The organism is Cupriavidus sp. CPT47-8839-RL05A, from assembly GCF_058792255.1.
In genome coordinates this window covers 150,794-170,324 of sequence record NZ_JBYTEG010000012.1, presented here as the reverse complement: position 1 = coordinate 170,324, position 19,531 = coordinate 150,794, and the positions used below count along the sequence as shown (strand labels likewise).

The 19,531-nt window shown below is 72.4% G+C and carries 4 protein-coding genes; 1 reads left to right on the top strand and 3 read right to left on the bottom strand.

The genetic code is table 11. The annotated features are described in order from the left end of the window. Positions 1-386: 386 nt before the first annotated feature. Positions 387-983 carry a siderophore-iron reductase FhuF gene (gene fhuF / locus AC3WVS_RS16765; protein WP_492319574.1) on the top strand — a complete coding sequence of 199 codons (597 nt, stop codon included), beginning with the start codon at positions 387-389 and terminating at the stop codon, positions 981-983. Positions 984-995: 12 nt separating this feature from the next. Here the strand turns inward: fhuF and AC3WVS_RS16760 are convergent, their stop codons facing one another. Genes AC3WVS_RS16760 through AC3WVS_RS16750 form a run of 3 tightly spaced genes read right to left on the bottom strand, consistent with a single transcriptional unit; the run spans position 996 to position 19,435 of the window. Further along, a complete protein-coding gene (locus AC3WVS_RS16760) occupies positions 996-7,022 on the bottom strand; it encodes an amino acid adenylation domain-containing protein (RefSeq protein WP_492319573.1) in 6,027 nt (2,008 codons plus the stop codon). Between the two features lie 37 nt (positions 7,023-7,059). Beyond that, positions 7,060-10,155, bottom strand: coding sequence for an amino acid adenylation domain-containing protein (locus AC3WVS_RS16755; RefSeq protein ID WP_492319572.1), 3,096 nt, complete (start codon positions 10,153-10,155; stop codon positions 7,060-7,062). Next, entirely contained in the window at positions 10,148-19,435 is a 9,288-nt protein-coding gene (locus AC3WVS_RS16750) for an amino acid adenylation domain-containing protein (protein ID WP_492319571.1), read from the bottom strand. Before AC3WVS_RS16750 ends, AC3WVS_RS16755 begins: the two co-directional genes overlap by 8 nt. Positions 19,436-19,531 lie beyond the last annotated feature (96 nt).

Sequence of the window (19,531 nt, the reverse complement as noted above, 5' to 3'; positions counted from 1 at the left end):
GCAGTCATTGCTGGCCTGGCTGCCACCGCGCGCACGGCCTTGCCGCGCGAACGGCAAGGCCAGGATCGCCCCGCAGCCGCGGCCATGCCGCGACTGACTGGCAAGGGGGCGCCCGGGTGCGACATTGTCTTTACAAAGCGAATTGCGAATATACCTGATAATCATTCTCATTTTCAACCAAGAAAAGGCGTTGACTGCATATCCGCAACGCCGTACGGGGCTGCCTCTTGTTTCCGTTACCGATCCTGCTTGCACTGTTTCCCGAGCCGCTGCGTCACTACGCCGAGGCCATACGCATCGGCCCCACGACGTCCGATGACGTCATGCCCGCCGCGCTCATGTCCGCGCCGGCGGGCCGCGCCCCACTGCGGCAGGCGCTTCACGCCATGGCCGTCCACTACGGTGGCGACGATGCGCGCGTGGCCGGCTCGGTCTGGGCGCGGCATTGCTTCTCCGCGCTGCTGCCCGGCACGGTGGCCGCCGCTGCGCTGGCGCAGCACGTACTGCCCTTGCGCGACGCGGCCGTCCGGCCCGATCGGCATGGCCGCGCCGTGACGCTGCTGCTGCCACATTTCGGCCAGACGTTGCCCGGCGCGCCGCCGCAGCAGCGCTACGGCGCCCTGCTGGACGATCTGCTGGCGCCGCTGGTCGATGCGCTGGCAGCGGCCAGCGGCGCGTCGCCGCGCCTGCTGTGGGCCAATGCCGGCGCTGTCGTCGCCGAGGTATTGCGCCACGCGCCCGCCCTGCTGCAGCCGGGCATGCCGGCCACGGACGCCACGCTGGCGGCCGACGCCGCCTGGCTGATGGACACCCGCACCCGCCCAGACGGCCGCGACAACCCGCTGCATGCGCCGATGCGCGCGCACCGCGTGACGCAGGACGGCACCACCACCACGCTGTGGCTGCGCCGGCTGTGTTGCCTGCGCTACCGCTTGCCGGCCTTCACGCTGTGCGGCGACTGCCCGCGCCGCCTGCTGCGGTAAAGCCGTCGGCACCTAGGCCGCCAGCTCGCTGGCGCTGCCGTGCTCGACGCGCACCGGCACTTCGCCCAGCGTGGCGCCGGCCAGCGCCGGCAGCGCCAGCAGGATCGCCACGCACTGCCGGGTCAGTTCCTCCGCCGCGCTGTCGTCGAGCGCCGCCGTGTCGTACTCCACGCGCAGCGTCAGCGTTTCACGCGGGATCACGATGGCCGTTACCGGATAGCTCATCTGTCCGCGGTTATCGACATCGCTGAAGCGCAGCGCGCCGCGCTGGGTTTCCCGCAGCGTGCTGTCGACCGGGTAGTTCTCGTAGATCAGCATGGTGTCGAACGGCGCGTGCGCGGCATCGTCGCTGCCGGCCGCCCAGCTCTGCAGCCACGCCGGCGGCGCATGCTCGGTCTCGCGCAGCGCCAGGTTGTCGGCCTGCAGCGCCGGCAGCCAGTCGGCCACGCGCAGCGAGTCGGGCAGCGCCTGCACCAGCGGCAAGGTACTCGCGAGCAAGCCCATGATGTCTTCGATGCCGGGCAGCTCCGCCGAACGGCCCGAGCCCACCACGGCCATCCCCACCGTGCGCGCACCGGTGGCCTGGCGCAGCGCCAGCATCCATGCTGCCTGCACCAGCGTGTTGACGGTGACGTGCTGGCGGCTGGCGAAAGCGGCCAGCGTGCGCAGCGCATCGGCCTGCACCACGTGTTCCACCGCGCGGATCTGCTGACCGCGCTGTGCCGGCGCAACCTCGCGCGTGATGCGCACCGGTTGGCGTGCCAGCGGCGCCAGACGCTCGCGCCAGCGTTGTTCAGGATCGGCGCCCGACTGCGCCTGCTGCCACGCCACGTAGCGGCGCAGCGACACCGCGGGCTGGGCCGGCTGCTCGCCGTCGTAGCCGCGCAGCACCTCGCCCAGCAGGCGCGACATGCTCCAGCCGTCCAGCAGCAGGTGATGCCAGGTCCAGAGGAAGCGCCAGCTGTGGTCGCCGATGCGCACCAGCGTCAGCCGCATCAGCGGCGCCTGGCCCAGGTCGAAGCCCTCGCGGAACTCGGCCTCGCACAGCGCCTGCCATTGGGCATCGTCGGCGGCCGCGGCAGGGCGATGGCTGCGTTCGCGCCAGTCGTGGTGCCTGACCGGCAGCGTGGCCTGCGTGGGCACCACCAGCAGCGGCTCGGCCTCCATGCCCGCGCCCGCTTGCAGCCACGCCACCCGGGCCCGCAGCACCGGATGCCGCCGCACCGCGTCCTGCCATGCCGCGACCATGCGCTCCACGTCGAGCCCGTCCATGGTGGCCTGCACCTGCACGGTGTAGGCCGGCGAGCCGGGATGCCGCGCGCCGTGCCGGATCATGCCGCGCTGCATCGGCGTGGGCCGCCAGATGTCCTCGATCTCGTCGGCACGCAGCGCGAGCGCATCCAGTTGCTGCTGCAACAGCCCGCTGGCCGGCACATCGGAGGGCGTCAGCCGGGCCACGGACTGCGCCACGCAATGCCCGACCACCTCGCGCAGCGACTGCGCGATGCGCGCCATCAGCGCTTCGATGGTGGCCTCGCGGAACTGTGCGCCGCTGTAGGTGCAGCGGAACTGCAGGCGGCCGCCCTGGACCCGGCCATCGAACGCCAGCGGCGCCGGCAAGGGGATGTCGTCGGAGACGCCGCAGCCGGTATCCTCCGCGGCGGCCTGCCAGCCGCGTTCCCCAAGGCTGCTGTCGAACTGGCCGAGGTAGTTGAACAGCACCTGCGGCGCGCACGGCGGCAGCGCCGCTGGCGCGAGAGCGCTGAGCACGCCGTACCCAAGCCCTTGGCGCGGCACCGCGCGCAGCGCTTCCTTGACCCCGGCGATGGTGTCGCCGACGTCCGCAACGCTCGCCAGCCGGACCGGCCAGACGCTGGTGAACCAGCCCACCGTGCGGCTGAGATCGAGCGCGCTGCCGGCCGCCTCGGCTTCGCGGCCGTGGCCTTCCACGTGGATGCGGATGTCGTCGCGGCCAGCAAAGGCGCACAGCGCGCGCGCGAATCCCGCCAGCAGCAGGTCGTTGACGCCGGTGCGGTAGGCGGCATGCGCCCGCCGCAGCAAGGCGTCGGTCGTGGCCACGTCCAAAGCAAAGCTTGCCGTGCGCGGGCGCGCCGGTTCACCGCCCGGACCATCGCATGGCAATGACATCTGGTCGCGCGTGACGGTGCGCCAGTATTCGGCCTCGGGCGCGAACACGTCGCGCGCCGGCCCTGCGAGCGTGCGGCTCCATGCGGCATAGCTGGCGCCCACGGGCGCCAGCGCTGCCACCTGTCCCGCCAGCCGTGCGGCGTAGGCGGCTTGCAGGTCTTCCAGCACGATGCGCCAGGACACGCCGTCGACCACCAGATGGTGGCAGACCAAGAACAGCCGCTCGCTGCCATTGGCGACGCGCAGGTGCAGCGCACGCAGCAGCGGCCCGCGGGCGATGTCCAGCCGGTCCTGCTCTGCATCGCAGACAGCGGTGATTGCCGCGGCGTCCGGCACGTCGATGGCCGTCAGTGCGACCGCGTCCCGGGCTTCAGCGGCGGCCTGCTGGCGCCAGCCTTCGTCGGTGCGTGTGAAGTGGTAGCGCAGTGCGGCATGGTGGCCGATGACGTCCTGCAGCGCGGCCTGCAATGCCGGTGCGTCGATGGCCGACTGCGGGCGCAGCAGCACCGACTGGTTGAAGCGGTTGCGGCTGGCCTCGGCCAGCGGCTGCCCGAGAAAGGCCGCCTGCACCGGCGTCAGCGGCGCCGCGCCAGCGTCATCGTTGGCCGCATCCTGCGCCGTGCCACCCACGCGCTCCGCCACCCGCGCCAGCGCGGCCACCGTCTGGTGCTCGAATACCTGGCGCGGCGTCAGCCGCCAGCCCTGCAAACGGGCGCGCGCGACGATCTGCAGGCTCAGGATGGAATCGCCGCCGAGCGAGAAGAAGTTGTCATGCAGGCCCACCTGCGCGATGCCGAGCACGTCTGCCCAGACGGCCGCCAGCATCCGCTCCGCCGCTGACACCGGCGCGGTGTAGGCGGTCTCGGCCTGCCACTGCGGTTCCGGCAGCGCGCGCCGGTCCAGTTTGCCGTTGGGCGTGACCGGGAGGCTGTCGAGCTGCAGGATCGCGGCCGGCACCATGTAATCGGGCAAGGCCGCCGCGAGCGCCGCGCGCAGGGCCTCGCACGATACCGCGCGCTGCTGCGCCACGACGTAGCCGACCAGCCGCGTGCCGGCGGACGTCTGGTGCGGCAGCACCACCACTTGCCGAACGCCGGGCTGCGCCAACAGGTGCGCCTCGATCTCGCCCAGTTCGATGCGGAAGCCGCGGATCTTCACCTGGTGGTCCTGCCGGCCGAGGTATTCGATGCAGCCTTCGGGCTGCCAGCGCACCAGGTCGCCGGTGCGGTAGAGCCGTCCACCGGGCGCGCCAAACGGATCGGGAATGAAGCGGTCGGCCGTCATGCCCGCCCGGCCCAGGTAGCCGCGTGCCAGCCCTTCGCCGCCGAGATAGAGTTCGCCCGGCACACCTACCGGCACCGGTTCGAGCCGGCTGTCCAGCACGTACGCGCTGCGCGCGCCGACCGGCCGGCCGATCGGCGCATAGGCGCCGGTGACCTGAGCTTCCGCGTCGGCGGCCCTTGCCTTCCACACCAGCGGTGTCATCACCGTTTCGGTCGGGCCATAGCCGTTGATGATGTGCTGCGGCCGCAGCGCCTGCGTCAGGCGGGCCACGCCCGCGCGGGGCATGGCTTCGCCACCGAAGGAATAAAGCCACAGCGGCGGCGGATCGCCCTGCGATTCGGCCCAGGCGGCGAGCTGGTGCAGGTAGCGCGGCGGAAAGCCCGCGTGCGTGACCGCATGGCGTCGCAGCGCCGCGTAGGTCTGCTCCACGCTCCACAGCGTGTCGTCGCGCAGCACGATGCTGGCGCCGCTGGCCAGCGGCACCATCCAGCGCTCGTGCGCGCCGTCGAAGCTGAACGACAGGAAATGCAGCTCGCGGCTGGCGGCCGTGATGTCGTAGCACTCGGCAGTGGTGACCACGTGCATTGCCAGCGGGCCGTGCGCCACCGCGACGCCCTTGGGCTTGCCGGTCGAGCCGGAGGTGTAGATGACGTAGGCAAGCTGCGCCGGGTGTACGGCAATTTCGGGATCGTGTTCGAGGAAGGATGCGTCGGCGTCGTCATCGACCAGCAGCACTGTCATGCCTTCGGCTACCGGGAAGGCATCGCGCAGCGCGCGCTCGGTGAGCAACAACTGCGGCGCGGCGTCCTCCTGCATGTCCAGCAGGCGCCGCGCCGGATAGGTGGGATCGAAGGGCACGAAGCAGCCGCCAGCCTTCAGCACCGCCAGCAGCGCCACGATCATGCGCGGCGAACGGCCCAGCGCCACGCCGACGCGGCTCTCGGCGCCAATGCCCTGCGCGATCAGCCGGTGCGCGAGCCGGTTGGCCTGGCGATTCAACTCGCCGTAGCTGAGCGTGGCATCGCCGAACAGCACGGCCGGGGCCTCGGGCGCGCGGCGGGCGTGGGCCGCCACCTGTGCGTGCACCGGCACGAACAGTGGTGCTACGCAGCCAGGTTCGCTCCAGCGCGCCAGCGCGTCGCGCTCGGCGTCGCCCAGTAACACAGCCGCGGCGGGTGTCGTGGCGGGATCGGTGGCGAACGCCTGCAGCAGGCGCGCATAGTGCCCCGCCATGCGCGCCACGGTGGCGGCATCGAACAGATCGGCGGCATAGGCGATCCGGCCGCAAAGGCTGCCATCGGGCAGCTCGGTGGTGGCCAGGCTGAGTTCGAAACGCGCGGTCGTCACCGGCAATTCCAGCGGCGTGACGCGCAGCCCCTTCAGTTGCGGCACCGCCGCCGCGCCGGCGGTGCGATGGTCGAAGGTGACGTTGAACAGCGCCGGCTGCGCCAGGCTGCGGCCGGGCTGAAGCGCCTCCACCAGCAGGTCGAACGGCAGCGCCTGGTGCTCCTGGTCCGCCGCCGCCTGCCGTGCCAGCCGGGACAGCAGCTCGGCAAACGGCTCGTCTGGCGCCACCTCGGCGCGCATCACCTGCATGTTGACGAAGCAGCCGACCAGCGCCTCGGTTTCGCTGCGTTGCCGGTTGGCCACCGGCACGCCGATGCAGACGTCGGCCTGTCCGGTGTAGCGGTTCAACAAGACCGCATAGGCGGCCAGCAGCGCCATGTTGAGCGTGGCCTGATGCGCGCCGGCGAGCGTGCGCAGCGCCGCGGCCACGTCGGCCGGAATGACGAAGGTGTGCTCGGCGCCCGCGCCGGTACGCGCCGCGCGGCGTGGCCGGTCGGCCGGCAGATCGAGTGCGGCGCCGGGCGCATCGCCCAGGCGGTCGCGCCAGTAGCGGAGCTGGCGCTCGGCTTCGCCGGCTTCCATCCAGTTGCGCTGCCAAGCGGCGTAGTCAGCGTACTGCACCGGCAGCTGTGGCAGTTCGGGCTGCATGTCGGCAGCTTCGGCGGCGTAGCAGGCGGCCAGTTCCGCGACCAGGCGCACGATCGAGGCGCCGTCGGCGACGATGTGGTGCAGCACTACTACCAGCACATGGGACTGGACGCTCTCGCGGATCAGCGCGACGCGCCACAGCGGTCCTGCGGCGAGATCGAACGGCGCGTGGACAATGCCGTCGATGGTGGTGTCCAGGCCGGTGGTATCGGCTTCCATCTCGACGAATGGCGGCGGCAGGCTGTCGTGCACCTGCTGGCGCGCCACGCCGGCAGCGTCGGTTGGATAGGTGGTGCGCAGCACCTCATGGCGCGCACCGATGCGATCGAACGCACGGCGCAGTGCTGCGACGTCGAGCGCCCCTTCGAGCCGGTATGCGCCCGGCATGTGATAGGCGGTGCCGGCCGGATCGAGCTGCTGCAGGAACCACAGGCGGTGCTGCGCGTACGACAGCGGCAGCGCTTCGCTGCGCGGCGCCGGCACGATCGGAAGCGTGGAGAAGGCCACGCCTTTGTCGTGCAGCGCGGCCAGGAACGCCGCGCGCTGCGCTGGCGCCAGCCGGGCAAAGCGCGCGGCGACCTGCGCGTGCGCGGTATTCAATGCATCTGACATGGGAGCGGTATCACGGTCAATGGATATCGGGGAGCGCTCAGGCGGCCACGGCAGCCTGGGGCGCCGCACTCAGCGCGGTGAGCGCGCGCGCGTCGAGTTCGCCCGCCGTCTCGCTGTGTTCACGCACGGCCGCGGCCAGCGCGTGGGCGGTCGGGTGGTCGAACACCACGCCCGGTGCGATCTCCACCTGCAGGCGCCGGCGCAGCCGCGCCACCAGCTTGATCACCAGCAGCGAATGGCCGCCGAGCGCGAAGAAGTCGGCGTGCGGGTCGACCCGCTCCTGCTCCAGCAGTTCGGCCATCAGCGCGCAGACCAGGGTCTCCACGGCATCCGCGGATGCCGTGGCAGCTTGCGGCGCCGCTGCGGCAATGTCGTCCGGCGATGCGGCCAGCGTGCGCAGCGCCGTGCGGTCGGTCTTGCCGTTCGGCAGCCGCGGCAGCGCAGGCAGCGCGATCAAGCGCGACGGGACCATGGCGTCGGGCAGCATGGCGGCAAGCGCGCGCCGCAGCGCATCCGTGTCGGCGGAGCCGGCCGATGCCGGCACGATGAACGCGCACAGCACGGCTGCGCCGCCGGGGCCGGGCGCGGCACAGACCGCAGCCTGCGCCACCGCCGGTTGGGCCAGCAGCGCTGCCTCGACTTCCGCCGGCTCGACGCGGATGCCGCGGATCTTGACCTGCTGGTCGGCGCGGCCCAGCAGTTGCAGGCCGGCGGGGGTGGCGCGCGCCAGGTCTCCGGTGCAGTAGAGGCGCTGCCCTGCCGCGAACGGGTCGCCGACAAACGCGGCGGCGTCCAGGTCCGGGCGGCCGAGGTAGCCATGCGCCAGTTGCGGACCGCCGACGTAGAGCTGCCCGGCCACGCCGGCCGGGACCGGGCGCAAGGCATCGTCCAGCAGCCGCACGCGCGCCGCGCCCAGGGCCCGGCTGAGCGGCGCCGTGCCGGCGGGCCATCCCGGATCCTCCGCGCCGATGGCGTGGACCATGACGCCGATGGTGGTTTCGGTCGGGCCATAGTGGTTGAAGATCCGGCAGTCCGGTGCGTGGCGGCGCAGCCCCTGCACCAGGCTGGCGGGCAAGGGCTCGCCGCCCAGGATCACGGTGGCGGGCACGGCCGGTGCATCCGTTTCCAGCAGCGCCGCCAGGTGCGACGGCACGATCTTGATGGCGTCGACCTCGCGTCCACGCAGGTAACGGGAGAAGGCGGCGGGATGCGCCATGTCGTCATCGCTGGCCACCGCCAGGCACGCCCCCTGCCACAGTGCTGCGAACAGCGTGGTGTTGCCGAGGTCGGCCGCGACCGACGACGTCAGGCCGAGCCGCCGGCACGACGCCAGCGACAGCGCCTCGCACACCGCCGCGGTGTAATGGCTGATCTGCCGGTGGCCGACCACCACGCCCTTGGGCTCGCCGGTGGAGCCGGAGGTGAAGAGCACGTAGGCGGCGTCTTCCTGTGCGCTGGCAAATTCGCCATCAACCTGTGCGGCCTCGGCCAGCAGCGCATCGGCACAGATCACCGTGGCGTCATCGTGGGCAGCCTGCTGCGCGATGGTCAGCACCGGCGCCGACTGCGCCAGCACGCTGCGGCGGCGCGCCTGCGGCCACGCCGGGTCGAGCGGCACATAGGCGCCGCCCGCGGCCCATACCGTCAGCAGGCTCGCCACCAGCGCGCCGCTGCGCGGCAGCGCCAGCGCCACGCGCGTGCCGGGGCCCACGCCGAGCGCGCGCAGCCGTTGCGCAGCGCCTTGCACGGTGCGCTGCAGGCCGGCGTAGTCGAGCACCAGGTCCGCGGCCTCGAGCGCGGGCGCATCCGGCGTCTGCCGGGCATGCTGCGCGATGCGTGCGAGCAGGGTCTGCCCCGCATCCACGGGCGTTTCGCCCGTCCAGCACTGCGGCACGCGCAAGGTATCGTCCGCAGGCCACGACAGCGATTCCAGCGGCGTGTCGAGCGCCACAGGCAATGTGCCGATCAGTGCCGCCAGATGCGCCAGCACCCACTGCGCGACGCGCGGATGCAGGACGCCTGCGCGCGCATGCAGCGCGAGCGCCGCCATGCCCTGCCCGTCATCGAGTGCCTCACACACCAGGTCGAAGCCGGGCCATGCCGGGCTGGCCATCGCCACGCCGGCGGGCGGCAGCGGCGCTACCGCAAACCCGATACGGGGCGCGGCATCCCCGGGCTGCCAGGCTTCCTGCCACGCGGCGTGGCTGTCGAGCGCGGGCAGCCAGGCGCGCCAGTGCTCGGCCACGCTGCGCTGCGCGTCCCAAGCCACGCTGACCGGCAGCGCCTTGACAAATACGCCGGCGGCATCGGCCATCACGTCGTAGTCGCGGCGGCAATCATGCAGCCAGGCACCGCTGAACACCGGCTGCGCGCACAGGCGCGCCAGCACGGTCCACCAGGCCGCCTGCACCACGCGCTCAGGCGTGGTGCCGAACTGTCGCGCCGATGCGGCCAGCGCCTGCCGGTGCGCGCCATGCAGCGTGTGGCGCCAGGTGTCGCTACCTTGCGCCGCCGCGGTTTCGCCCAGCGCATCGGGGATGCGCAACGGAGCCGCCAGGCCGGCGGCCTGCGCCTGCCAGTACGCGCGGCCGGCGCTGCCGGTGCCGTCTTCGCCCAGGCGCGCGTCTTGCTGCCAGTCGGCGTATTGCGCGTATTGCAGCGGCAATTCCTCATCGCCATCGATCCGTGCCCGCGCATCCAATGCATCGCGCATGTTTTCGGCAAGCTTCAGCACGGTGCCGCGGTCTGCCGCCAGCGGACTAACCAGCAGCCACAGGGTGGCGCCGCCCGCGGGCAGAGGGCTGATGCAGGCGCGCAGTACGTCGCCGGTGGCCGGGTCGAGCGCAGGCAGCGACGGCGCATCGCCGGGCGCGGCGATGGCCGTGGCGGCACCGTTGGTGCCCGCCTGTGGCACGCAGGCCACCAGCTCGTTGCCATCGTCGATATATGCGGTACGCAGCGATTCGTGCCGCACACGCAGCGCCGCCAGCGCGGCATCCACTGCGGCAGGGTCGGGCTGCCCGTGCAGAGCGATCCGCGCCACATGCGCGCGCGGCGCCGGCGTGTCGCGCCATTGCTGCCATGTGGCCTGTTGTTCGGGTGTCGGGGTCCAGGCGGACTGCAGTTCAGGCATCGGCGTTCTCCTGCGGCACCGCGGCGGCATTGCCGTCGAGCCGGGTGCGGTCAAACATATCGCCCATCGCGACGACGATCTTGCGCGGGCCTTCATAGGGGTCGCGGGCGTGCGCGGCCAGCATGTTGTCGAGCATCACCACGTCGCCGCGTTGCCAGTCGAAGCGCACGGCGCAGGCCTCGTACAGTTCGCCTATCAGCTTCATCGCCTCGTCGGGGATCGGTGTGCCGTCGCCGAACATCACATGGCGCGGCATGCGTTCCAGCCCCACCATCTCGAGCAGGTCTTCACGCACGTCTTCCTCCAGGCACGACACGTGGTGCAGCTGCACCTGGTTGAAGAAGCTGCGCTCGCCGGTGACCGGGTGGCTGACGATGGCCGGGCACACGGTGCGGGTCTGCAGGATGTCGCCGTCCAGCCAGCGGCAGTCGATGCCGGCGGCGCGGCAGCGCGCTTCCACTTCAGCGCGGTCCTCGGTCTTGTAGAAGTCGCGCCAGTCCACGTCCAGCCGCGGCGTGAAGGTGCGCACGTACATAAGTTGCCGGCTGGCGAACTCGGCGGCCAGCGCGGGCGGCAGGCGGCGCAACAGTTCGCGGCAGTCGACGATGGGGGTGGCGCCACCGATGGCGGAGGGCAGTTCGCAATAGAACCACTGCTTGCGCGGCCAGCGCTCCAGGTGCGCGCTTTCGTTGTGGTACAGGATCATCTGGCGCTCGGGGTACGGCGTGGAGCGGTAGGTGTTGCGGCCGCCCTCCTTCTTGGGCAGGTCGCCATAGCTGCCGTACAGGCCCGGATGCATCGCTTCGGCAAAGGCCTCGAAGGCCTGCGGCGTGGGCAGGTCGAAGCCGCGGAAGACGATGCCCGCGTGTTTATGCAGGGTGTCGATGATCAGCCCGCGCGCCCGGGCGGCCCAGGCGACGGGATCGAGGCCGGGCGCCGCCGGCTCGATCACGATGGGAAAGACGTCACCGGCCCGCAGCGGGTGCAGCCGCACCTGGCTGGCCGGGTCGGCGGCGGACGGAACCGGAGTGGCGGGAGCGAGGGTGGCCGGGCGCGGCCGCGCCAGCGATTTGAGCTGGTCGAGCTTGGCCGCCATGCGTTGGCTGGTTTCCATGTTTCGGGACTCCTCGGGTTTCGGTTGGGTCGGGCGCGCGGCGCCCGGGACAAGTTCGGTGACGTGGCCGACGGGCTGGTCCGGCGCGCGCAGCAGCGCGTCCAGCGTGGCCAGCCAGTCGCTGGCAAAGCGCGCCACCGTGGTCCGCTCGAACAACGCTGTGGCGAACACCCAGTCGCCGCGCAGCGCCGCGGCTTCCTGCCCGCCCTCGGGCTCGAGGAACAGCGCCATGTCGAACTTGGAATTGCGCTCCACCGGCGGCAGCATCTCGGCCTGCACGCCGGGCATGGCGAACTGCCCGGCCGGCGTGTTCTGCAGCACGAACAGCGCCTGCACCAGCGGGTTGCGGCTGCGGTCGCGCGGCATGCCCGCGGCCTCCACGATGCGGTCGAACGGCAGGCCGTCATGCTCGAACGCGGCCAGCACGCCGCGCCGGCAGGCGGCGAGGGTGTCGCGGAAGCTGGCGCCGGCGACGCGCCGGGAGCGCAGCGGCAGCACGTTGACGAAGAAGCCGATCAGCGGCTCCAGCGCCGCGTCGTGGCGGCCGGCGACGTCGGTGCCGAGCACCAGGTCGTCCATGCCGGTGGCGCGGTGCAGCCAGCACTGGAAGCTGGCCAGCAGCACGACAAACGGCGTGACCTGCTCGGCGCGGGCCAGCGCATGCACCTGCGCCATGCGCGCGGCGTCGACGTGCAGCGCCACGGCATCGCCTTCCATGCGCGCCACCGGCGGGCGCGCGCGGTCGGCCGGCAAGGCCAGTGCCGCCGGCGCGCCGGCGAGCGCGCCGCGCCAGTAGGCGGCCAACTGGTCGAGCGCGGCGCCGCGCAGCCAGTCGCGTTGCCAGGCTGCATAGTCGGCGTATTGCAAGGCCAGCGGCGGCAGCGGTGCGACCTGGTCCGGCGCCAGTGCGCGGCGGTAGCCGTGGGTGATCTCGTCGACCAGCAGCCCGACCGACCAGCCGTCGGACACCAGGTGGTGCATCGCGACCAGCAGCACGTGTTCCTGCGGGGCGCAGCGCAGCAGCGTGGCGCGCCACAGCGGCGCCTCGCCGAGCGCAAAGGGTCGTGACGCGTGCTCACGCATGGCTTCGCGCAGCGCCGCGTCGCGGGCCTCGGGCGCCAGCGCCTGGAGGTCGGCCATTGGCAGGCCGATGCCGGCGGCGACATCGATGCGGGCGAACGGCTCGCCGTCGTCGTCGGGATAGGCGGTGCGCAGGACCTCGTGGCGAGCGGCCACGGCGGCCAGGGCCTGGCGCAGCGCGGCGACATCCAGCGGCCCGCGCAGGCGCAGCGCGCCGGCCATGTTGTAGGCGGCACCGGCATTGCCCTGCAGGCGCTCGACCAGCCACAGCCGTTGCTGCGCCAGTGATACCGGCATGCGCGCAACGCGAGGCACGGGCACCAGCGCGGGGATCGCCGCCGCGGGCGCCGCCGTGGCCAGGCGCGCGGCAAAGTCGCGCAGCACCGGGGCTTCGAACACATCGCGCAGCGCGGCCTGTGCGTGGCCGGCGGCGCGCAAGCGCGCCACCACGCGGGTGGCGATCAGCGAATGGCCGCCGAGACGGAAGAAATGGCTGTCGCGGCCAACCCGCACACCGGGCAGCAGTGCCTCCCAGATTTCCGCCACGGCTTGCTCGACCGGGTTGGCCGGGGGATCGCCCTCCTCGCCGGCGGCTGCCACCTGCGGCGCGGGCAGCGCCTTGCGGTCGATCTTGCCGTTGGCGTTGAGCGGCCAGACCGGCATGCGCACCCACGCGGCCGGCACCATGTAGGCCGGCAACCGCGCCGCGACGCTGGCGGCAAGCTCGGCTTCCAATACGGCTTCCGCGCCGGCTTCTGGCTGCCAGTAGGCCGTCAGCCATTCGCTGCCGGCGGCCTGGTACACCGTCACCAGCGCCTGACGCACGGCGGGATGCGCGGCCAGCACGGCCTCGATCTCGCCCAGCTCGATGCGGTAGCCGCGCAGCTTGACCTGGAAGTCCTTGCGACCCACGTACTCCAGCACGCCGTCGGCCTGCCAGCGGCCGAGGTCGCCGGTCAGGTAGCGGCGGCTGCCCGGGGCGCCGGTCGGATCGGGCACGAAGGCGGCGGCGGTGCGGCGCGGGTCGGCCAGGTAGCCCCAGCCCACGCCGGCGCCGGCCACCGCGATCTCGCCGATCACGCCGGGTGCGGCCAGGTTGCCGTCGGCATCGAGCACCTGCAGCACCGCATTGGCGGTGGGACGGCCGATCGGCACGGTGTCGCTGCCCTGCTCCAGCCTATCGGCAGACAAGGGGTGGAAGGCCACGTCGTCCGAGCATTCCGCGGGACCGTAGGCGTTCATCAGCGGCACCGCCGGGTAGCGCCCGAACCAGGCGCGCGCGGTGGCGGGCGGCAGCGCCTCGCCAGTGGGCAGCACCCAGCGCAGCGCCGGCAGCGGCGCGTCGCGGCCCTCGGCGGCCTGGCAGTCGAGCATGGCCTGCAGCAGCGACGGCACCGGTTCGAACAGCGTCACGCCGCGCTGCGCCAGCAGCGCCGTCAGCGCCGAAGGATCGCGCACCACCTCGTCGGCGACGATCTCCATGCGCGCGCCGAACAGCGGCGCGGCGAGCGCCTGCCATACCGAGATGTCGAAGCACGGCGGCGCGGTCTGGGCGATCACATCGCCCTCGCCCAGCCCCAATGGCACCACCTTGGCCAGCATGTTGTTGAGCATGCCGGCGCGCGTGACCATCGCGCCCTTGGGCACGCCGGTCGAGCCGGAGGTGAACAGCACGTAGGCGAGCTGGGCGGGGTGCGAGGATGCCGGCAGTGCCGTCGATCCCGCAGCGGTGGCCTCGACGGCGGCCAGCGTCCGGGCGTCTGCGATCCCCGCCTCGGCAATCGCAGCAACGCCTGCAGCATCCGTCAGCACCTGCGCGGGGCGCGTCTGCGCCAGCACCTGCAGCCAGCGCGCCGGGGGATGGCTGACGTCGAGCGGCACCCAGGCCGCGCCGGCGCGCAGTATTCCGGCCAGCGCGACCAGCCAGTCGAGCCCGCGCGGCAGCAGCACTGCGACGACGTCATCCTGCGTCACGCCCGCGGAACGCAGGCCCCCGGCAAGCCGGCCGGCACGTTGCCACCAGTCGCCGTAGGTCAGTGCGGCGTCGCCGCAGCGCGCCAGCACGCGCTCCGGATGCGCGGCGACGCGGCGCGCCACGCGCTGTACGTAGTCGTCGTGCAGGGCTGCCTGCGAGACGCTGGTGTCATCGCTGGCGCCCCAAGCCTGCAGCCGCGTGCGCGTGGCCGGGTCAAGCAGATCGACGGCACCGACATGCGCCGCGCCCTCGGCCAGCGATGCCAGCGCGGCCGCGTACGCGTCCATCCATTGCGCGAGGCGTTTCGCCTCAACGCGGCCGGCATCGCAGGTGAAGCGGACGGTGAAGCGACGATCGGGCATCACTTCCAGCGTCAGGCCGTAGTGGGTCTGCTCGATGTTGTCGTGCTGGCGCAGGCGCAGGCCCGCCACCTCGCGCGCCCGGTCGTTCAGGTCGGGCAGGTTCTGGAACACCATCAGCGTGTCGAACAGCGCGCCACCGGTACCGGCCTGCGCCTGGATCTCGGCCAGCGCGGCATGTTCGAACTCGCGCATGGCGACGCCGGCTTGCTGGGTAGCCTGCAGATAGTCCGTCACCGTCAGCGGGCCGCGCGGACGCAGACGCAGCGGCAGTGTGTTGATAAACACGCCCAGCATGCGCTCGGCGCCGTCGAGGCCCGTTGGCCGGCCGGCCGAGGTCACGCCGAAGACGATATCGTCGCTGCCGCAATGGCGCGCCAGCACGATACCCCACGCCGCCTGCATCACGGTATTGAGCGTGACGCGATGCGCGGCCGCCAGCGCGCGCAGGCTGGCGTCGAGTCCGGCCGGCAGCACCAGGTCGCGGCACAGCGGCACCGCATTGGTGTGCGCGGCCGCCGGCGCGATGCCCGGCAGCACGGTGGGACCGGGCAGGCCGGCGAAGGCCTCGCGCCAGAAAGCCTGCCGCGCCGTCGCGGGCTGCGCGGCAAGCCAGGCGATATAGTCGCGGTACGGCCGGCGCGGCGCCGGGGCGTGGGCCGGATCGGCGTAGCGGGCCAGCGCGTCGTCGAGCAGTTGCACCGAGCCCCAGCCGTCGACGATCAGGTGGTGCCGGCTCCAGACCAGCCACCATCCCTGCTCGCCGGTGCGCAGCAGTGCCAGCCGCATCAGCGGCAGCGCAGCCGGGTCGAAACCACGCGCGCGGTCGGCGCGGCACCAGGCCGCCAGACGCTCGGCCAGCGCTGGACTGTCCTCGCCGCGCCAGTCCTCTACGGCCACGGGCAACGTGGTGCGGGCATGCACGCATTGCAGCGCGCGGTCGCCGCAACCGCCTTCGCCTGGCGCGACAAAGGTGGTGCGCAGGATCGGATGGGCGTCGAGCAGCCCCTGCCACGCGGCAGCCATGCGCGTCGGGTCGAGCGGCCCGTCGATTTCCAGCACCAGTTGGTTGACATAGGCGCCGTTGCCGCCGTCGCGCAGGTGGTGGAACAGCAGCCCTTCCTGCAGCGGCGACAGCGGATAGGCATCCTCGATGCCGCCCTGCGCGATGCGCAGGCGCTCCAGTGCTGGCGCGTCGCAACCGCTCAGCGCAAATGGCTGTGCCACTGCCGGCGTCGCAGCGGGAGCGGCGGCAGGTTGCGCGCGCGCGGCGAGATGCGCCGACAGGCGCGCCAGCGTCGGGTGCGCGAACAGGTCCCTGGGCGCCAGCATCAGTTGTTGCGCGCGGGCCTTGGCCACGATCTGCAGCGCCAGGATGGAATCGCCGCCGAGCGCGAAGAAGTCGGCGTCGCGGTCGACCTCGTCGCGCCGCAGGATCTCGCGCCAGAGCGTGCGCAGCGTCTGCTCGATGGCAGCGCTTGCGTCAGCCGGTGCGGCGCATGCGCGCAGCGCGGCGGCCAATGCCGAGGGCGTGGGATGGGAGAACAGCAGCTTGGGGGTCAACGCCAGACCGGCCTGGCGCGCTTGCGCGACCAGCTGCAGCCCGAGGATCGAGTCGCCGCCGAGGGCGAAGAAGTTGTCGTCGGCGCTGACGGCATCGCGCCCGAGCACGTTGGCCCACAGGCGCGCCAACGTCGCCTCGGTTTCGTCCTGCGGTGCAGCGCGGACGGGCGCGACGCCTTCATCGGGCACCGGCGGCAATGCCTTGCGATCGACCTTCCCGTTGCGCAGTCGCGCGAAGGCGTCGCACTGCACGAAGGCCGCCGGCAGCATCGGCGCCGGCAGTGCGGCAGCCATGGCGGTGCGCAGTGCGGCCAGGTCGAATCCGTCGGCGGGCACGAGATAGGCGACCAGCCGCAGCCCTTCGCCTGCGGGCGAGGGCTGCGCCAGTACCACCGCATCACGCACGTGCGGCGCCTGGCGCAGCCAGGCTTCGACTTCGCCGGGTTCGACGCGGAAGCCACGGATCTTGACCTGGGCATCGGCACGGCCGAGGAAGACGATGGCGCCGTCATCAGTCATGCGCACGCGGTCGCCGGTGCGGTACAGGCGGCCGCCGGGCTGGAACGGATCCGGCACGAAGCGTTCGGCGCTCAGCGCCGGGCGGCGCAGGTAGCCGCTCGCGACGCCGGCCCCGCCGACGTAGAGCTCGCCTGCCGCGCCGCGCGGCACGGGATTCAGGTGCCGATCCAGCACGTGGGCGCTGACGCCGGGCAGCGGGCGGCCGACCGGAATCGCACCCTGCGCTCCGCCCGATGGCACCGCGTGCGTCAGGCAGCCAACCGTGGTTTCGGTGGGCCCGTAGTGGTTGACCACGCGGCAGGCCGGATGCAGCGCCTGCACGCGCGCCACCAGCGCCGCATCCAGCGCCTCGCCACCGAACACCAGGCATTGCCGCGGCACCAGCCGCGCCGGATCGGCGACGGCCAGCAGTGCGCGCAGGTGCGAGGGCACGATCTTCAGGCAATCGACCGGCCGCGCCGCCAGCGCGCTGGCGAGGGCCTCGGGGTCTTCGCCCAGCGCATCGTCCAGCACGCGCAGCGTGTGGCCGCCCAGCAGCGCGCCGAACCAGGCGGTGTGGCCCAGGTCCGCGGTCACGGAGGACAGCGACGCCATCGACGATCCCGCCGGCAGGGCCAGCGCGTGCAGCACGCCAGCGGCGTAGTGCGCAAGGTTGCCTTGCGTCACCACCACGGCCTTGGGCGTGCCGGTCGAGCCGGAGGTGTAGATCAGGTAGGCCGGCTGGGCGGGCACGGCAGCGGGCCATGTAGCCGGGCGGGTTGCGGCATCGGCTTGCAGGGAGGCGGCATGCCAGCCGGCAGCGGGCAGCGCGTCCGCCAGCCACTGCGGCCGGCCACCCTCGCCCACTACCGCTTTCAGGTCCGCATCTGCCGCCAGTTGTGCCAGCCGCGCGGCGGGCAGGGCTGCGTCGAGGCACAGGAACGCGGCGCCCGCTTTCCACGAGGCGAGCATGGCCACGGCCATGCCGGCGCCGCGCGGCAGCAGCAGGCCGACCACGTCGCCGGCGCGCGCGCCGCCGTGCTGCAATCGCGCAGCGAGCGCGGAGGCGACAGCGTCGAGCGCACCGTAGGACAACTGCGCATCGGCAGCGTCTACCGCGAGGCGCTCCGGATGCTCGCGCACGCCGGCCTCGAAGGCCACCAGCGCGGTGGCGTGGGCCTGCGTTGCGGCGCCGCTGGCCTGCCCATGCGAAAGCATCGCCACATCGAACAAGGACAGATCGCCGACACGCACTTCCGCATCGTCAAGCACCGCATCCACCGCAACCCCCAGCGCCGCAATCAGCCGCAGCACTGCCTCCGGGGCAAAGCGGTCAGCGTCGTAGCGCCACTGGCCGCGCAGGCGTTCGCCTTCGTCCTGCCAGCGCAGGTTCATGTCGTTGGCCGCGCCGCGCTGCGTGGCCAGGTATTCGCGCACCAGGTAGCGGCCCAGCACCTTGCGCGGGCCCACCGGCACGAAGGTCGTCATATGCCGGAACAAGGGTCCCGAGGTGCGATCCGCGCCGCCCATGCGCACCAGCGGATATTGCTGGTGGCGCAAGGCGCCACGCATCTGGCGGGCGCAGTCGCGCACCACCGCGGCAAAGGCCGGGTTGGCGGAGAATTCCGCGCGCAACGGCACGGCGTTGAGCGTATAGCCGATCAGGTCGGCATGCTGCGCGCCGGAGCGTCCGGCCGTAGGCGTGCCGATGAGGAAGCCGTCCTCGCCGCTGGCCCGGTGCAGCACGGTCTTGAACAGCGCCAGCATCACCACGAAGACGCTGACCTCGAGCCGCGCGGCCAGGTCGCGCAGCCCCTGCGTCTGTTGCGCCGTCAGGTGGAATTCAATCTCGGCGCCGCGCAGGCGGGGCTCGACGGCGCGCTCGCCGGCCAGGGCCGGCGCCGCGGGCGCGTCCTCGAGTACGCTGTCCCAGTAGGCGCGCAGCGATGCACCACGCGGCCCCGCCAGCAACTGGCGCTGGCGCACCAGCCAGTCGCGGTAGCGGCCCACCTGCGACGCCATCGGCGGACTGGCCGGGTGCTTGGCACGCAGCGCTTCGTAGGTCGCAAGGATCTGGTCGCAAACCGTCTCGAAGCCGAGGTAGTCGCCGGCGATATGGTGCATGCCGGCACACATCCACATGCGATCGGTGCCGTCGGCCTGGCGCGAGACCAGGAAGCGGAAGCGGCAGACCTGGCCCGCGTCGGGGTCGAACGGCTCGTCCGCTTCGCGCTCGAACCAGGCCATCAGATCGGCCTCGGCAAGGCCGTCGACGCGCGTCAGCGAAACCTCGGCTTCAAAGCCGGCCGGCCGCGCCATCACGATCTCGCCGTCCTCGTCCAGGTAGGCGCTGTGCAGCGCCTCGTGGCAATCCACTACATGGCGCGCGGCCTGCTCCAGCAGGTCGAAGCGCAGCCCCGGCGCCAGCTCGATCGTGAAGACCATGTTGTACGCGGCGCTGTGCGGATGGCGGCGATGGAAGGCCAGCAGCGCCAGCTGGCCGGGGCCGGCGGGATAGCGGTCGAAATAGCCGGGATGCGCGGCCAGCCAGGCATCGGCCTCGGCGGCGCGCGTGGCGAGCAGCGCGGCCGCGGCGTCCAGCGCCTCGGCGCTGGCGGCGCAGCCATCGGCCACGCGCCAGCGCCCGTCCAGCAGGCGCAGGCGCACGCCATCGGCGCGCAAGGTTCGCATCAGGGCGCCGGTTTCTGCCGGCAGGGAAGCTACGGAAGACGACATGGCGAAAACGTTGGAGATGGCAAGGCCCTGGCCCGCAGGGCGGCCAGTGGG

Excerpts from the sequence above, each read along its gene's own strand:
- fhuF (WP_492319574.1), top strand. The coding sequence starts at position 387 with ATGGCCGTCCACTACGGTGGCGACGATGCGCGCGTGGCCGGCTCGGTC.
- AC3WVS_RS16760 (WP_492319573.1), bottom strand. The coding sequence starts at position 7,022 with ATGTCAGATGCATTGAATACCGCGCACGCGCAGGTCGCCGCGCGCTTT.
- AC3WVS_RS16755 (WP_492319572.1), bottom strand. The coding sequence starts at position 10,155 with ATGCCTGAACTGCAGTCCGCCTGGACCCCGACACCCGAACAACAGGCC.
- AC3WVS_RS16750 (WP_492319571.1), bottom strand. The coding sequence starts at position 19,435 with ATGCGAACCTTGCGCGCCGATGGCGTGCGCCTGCGCCTGCTGGACGGG.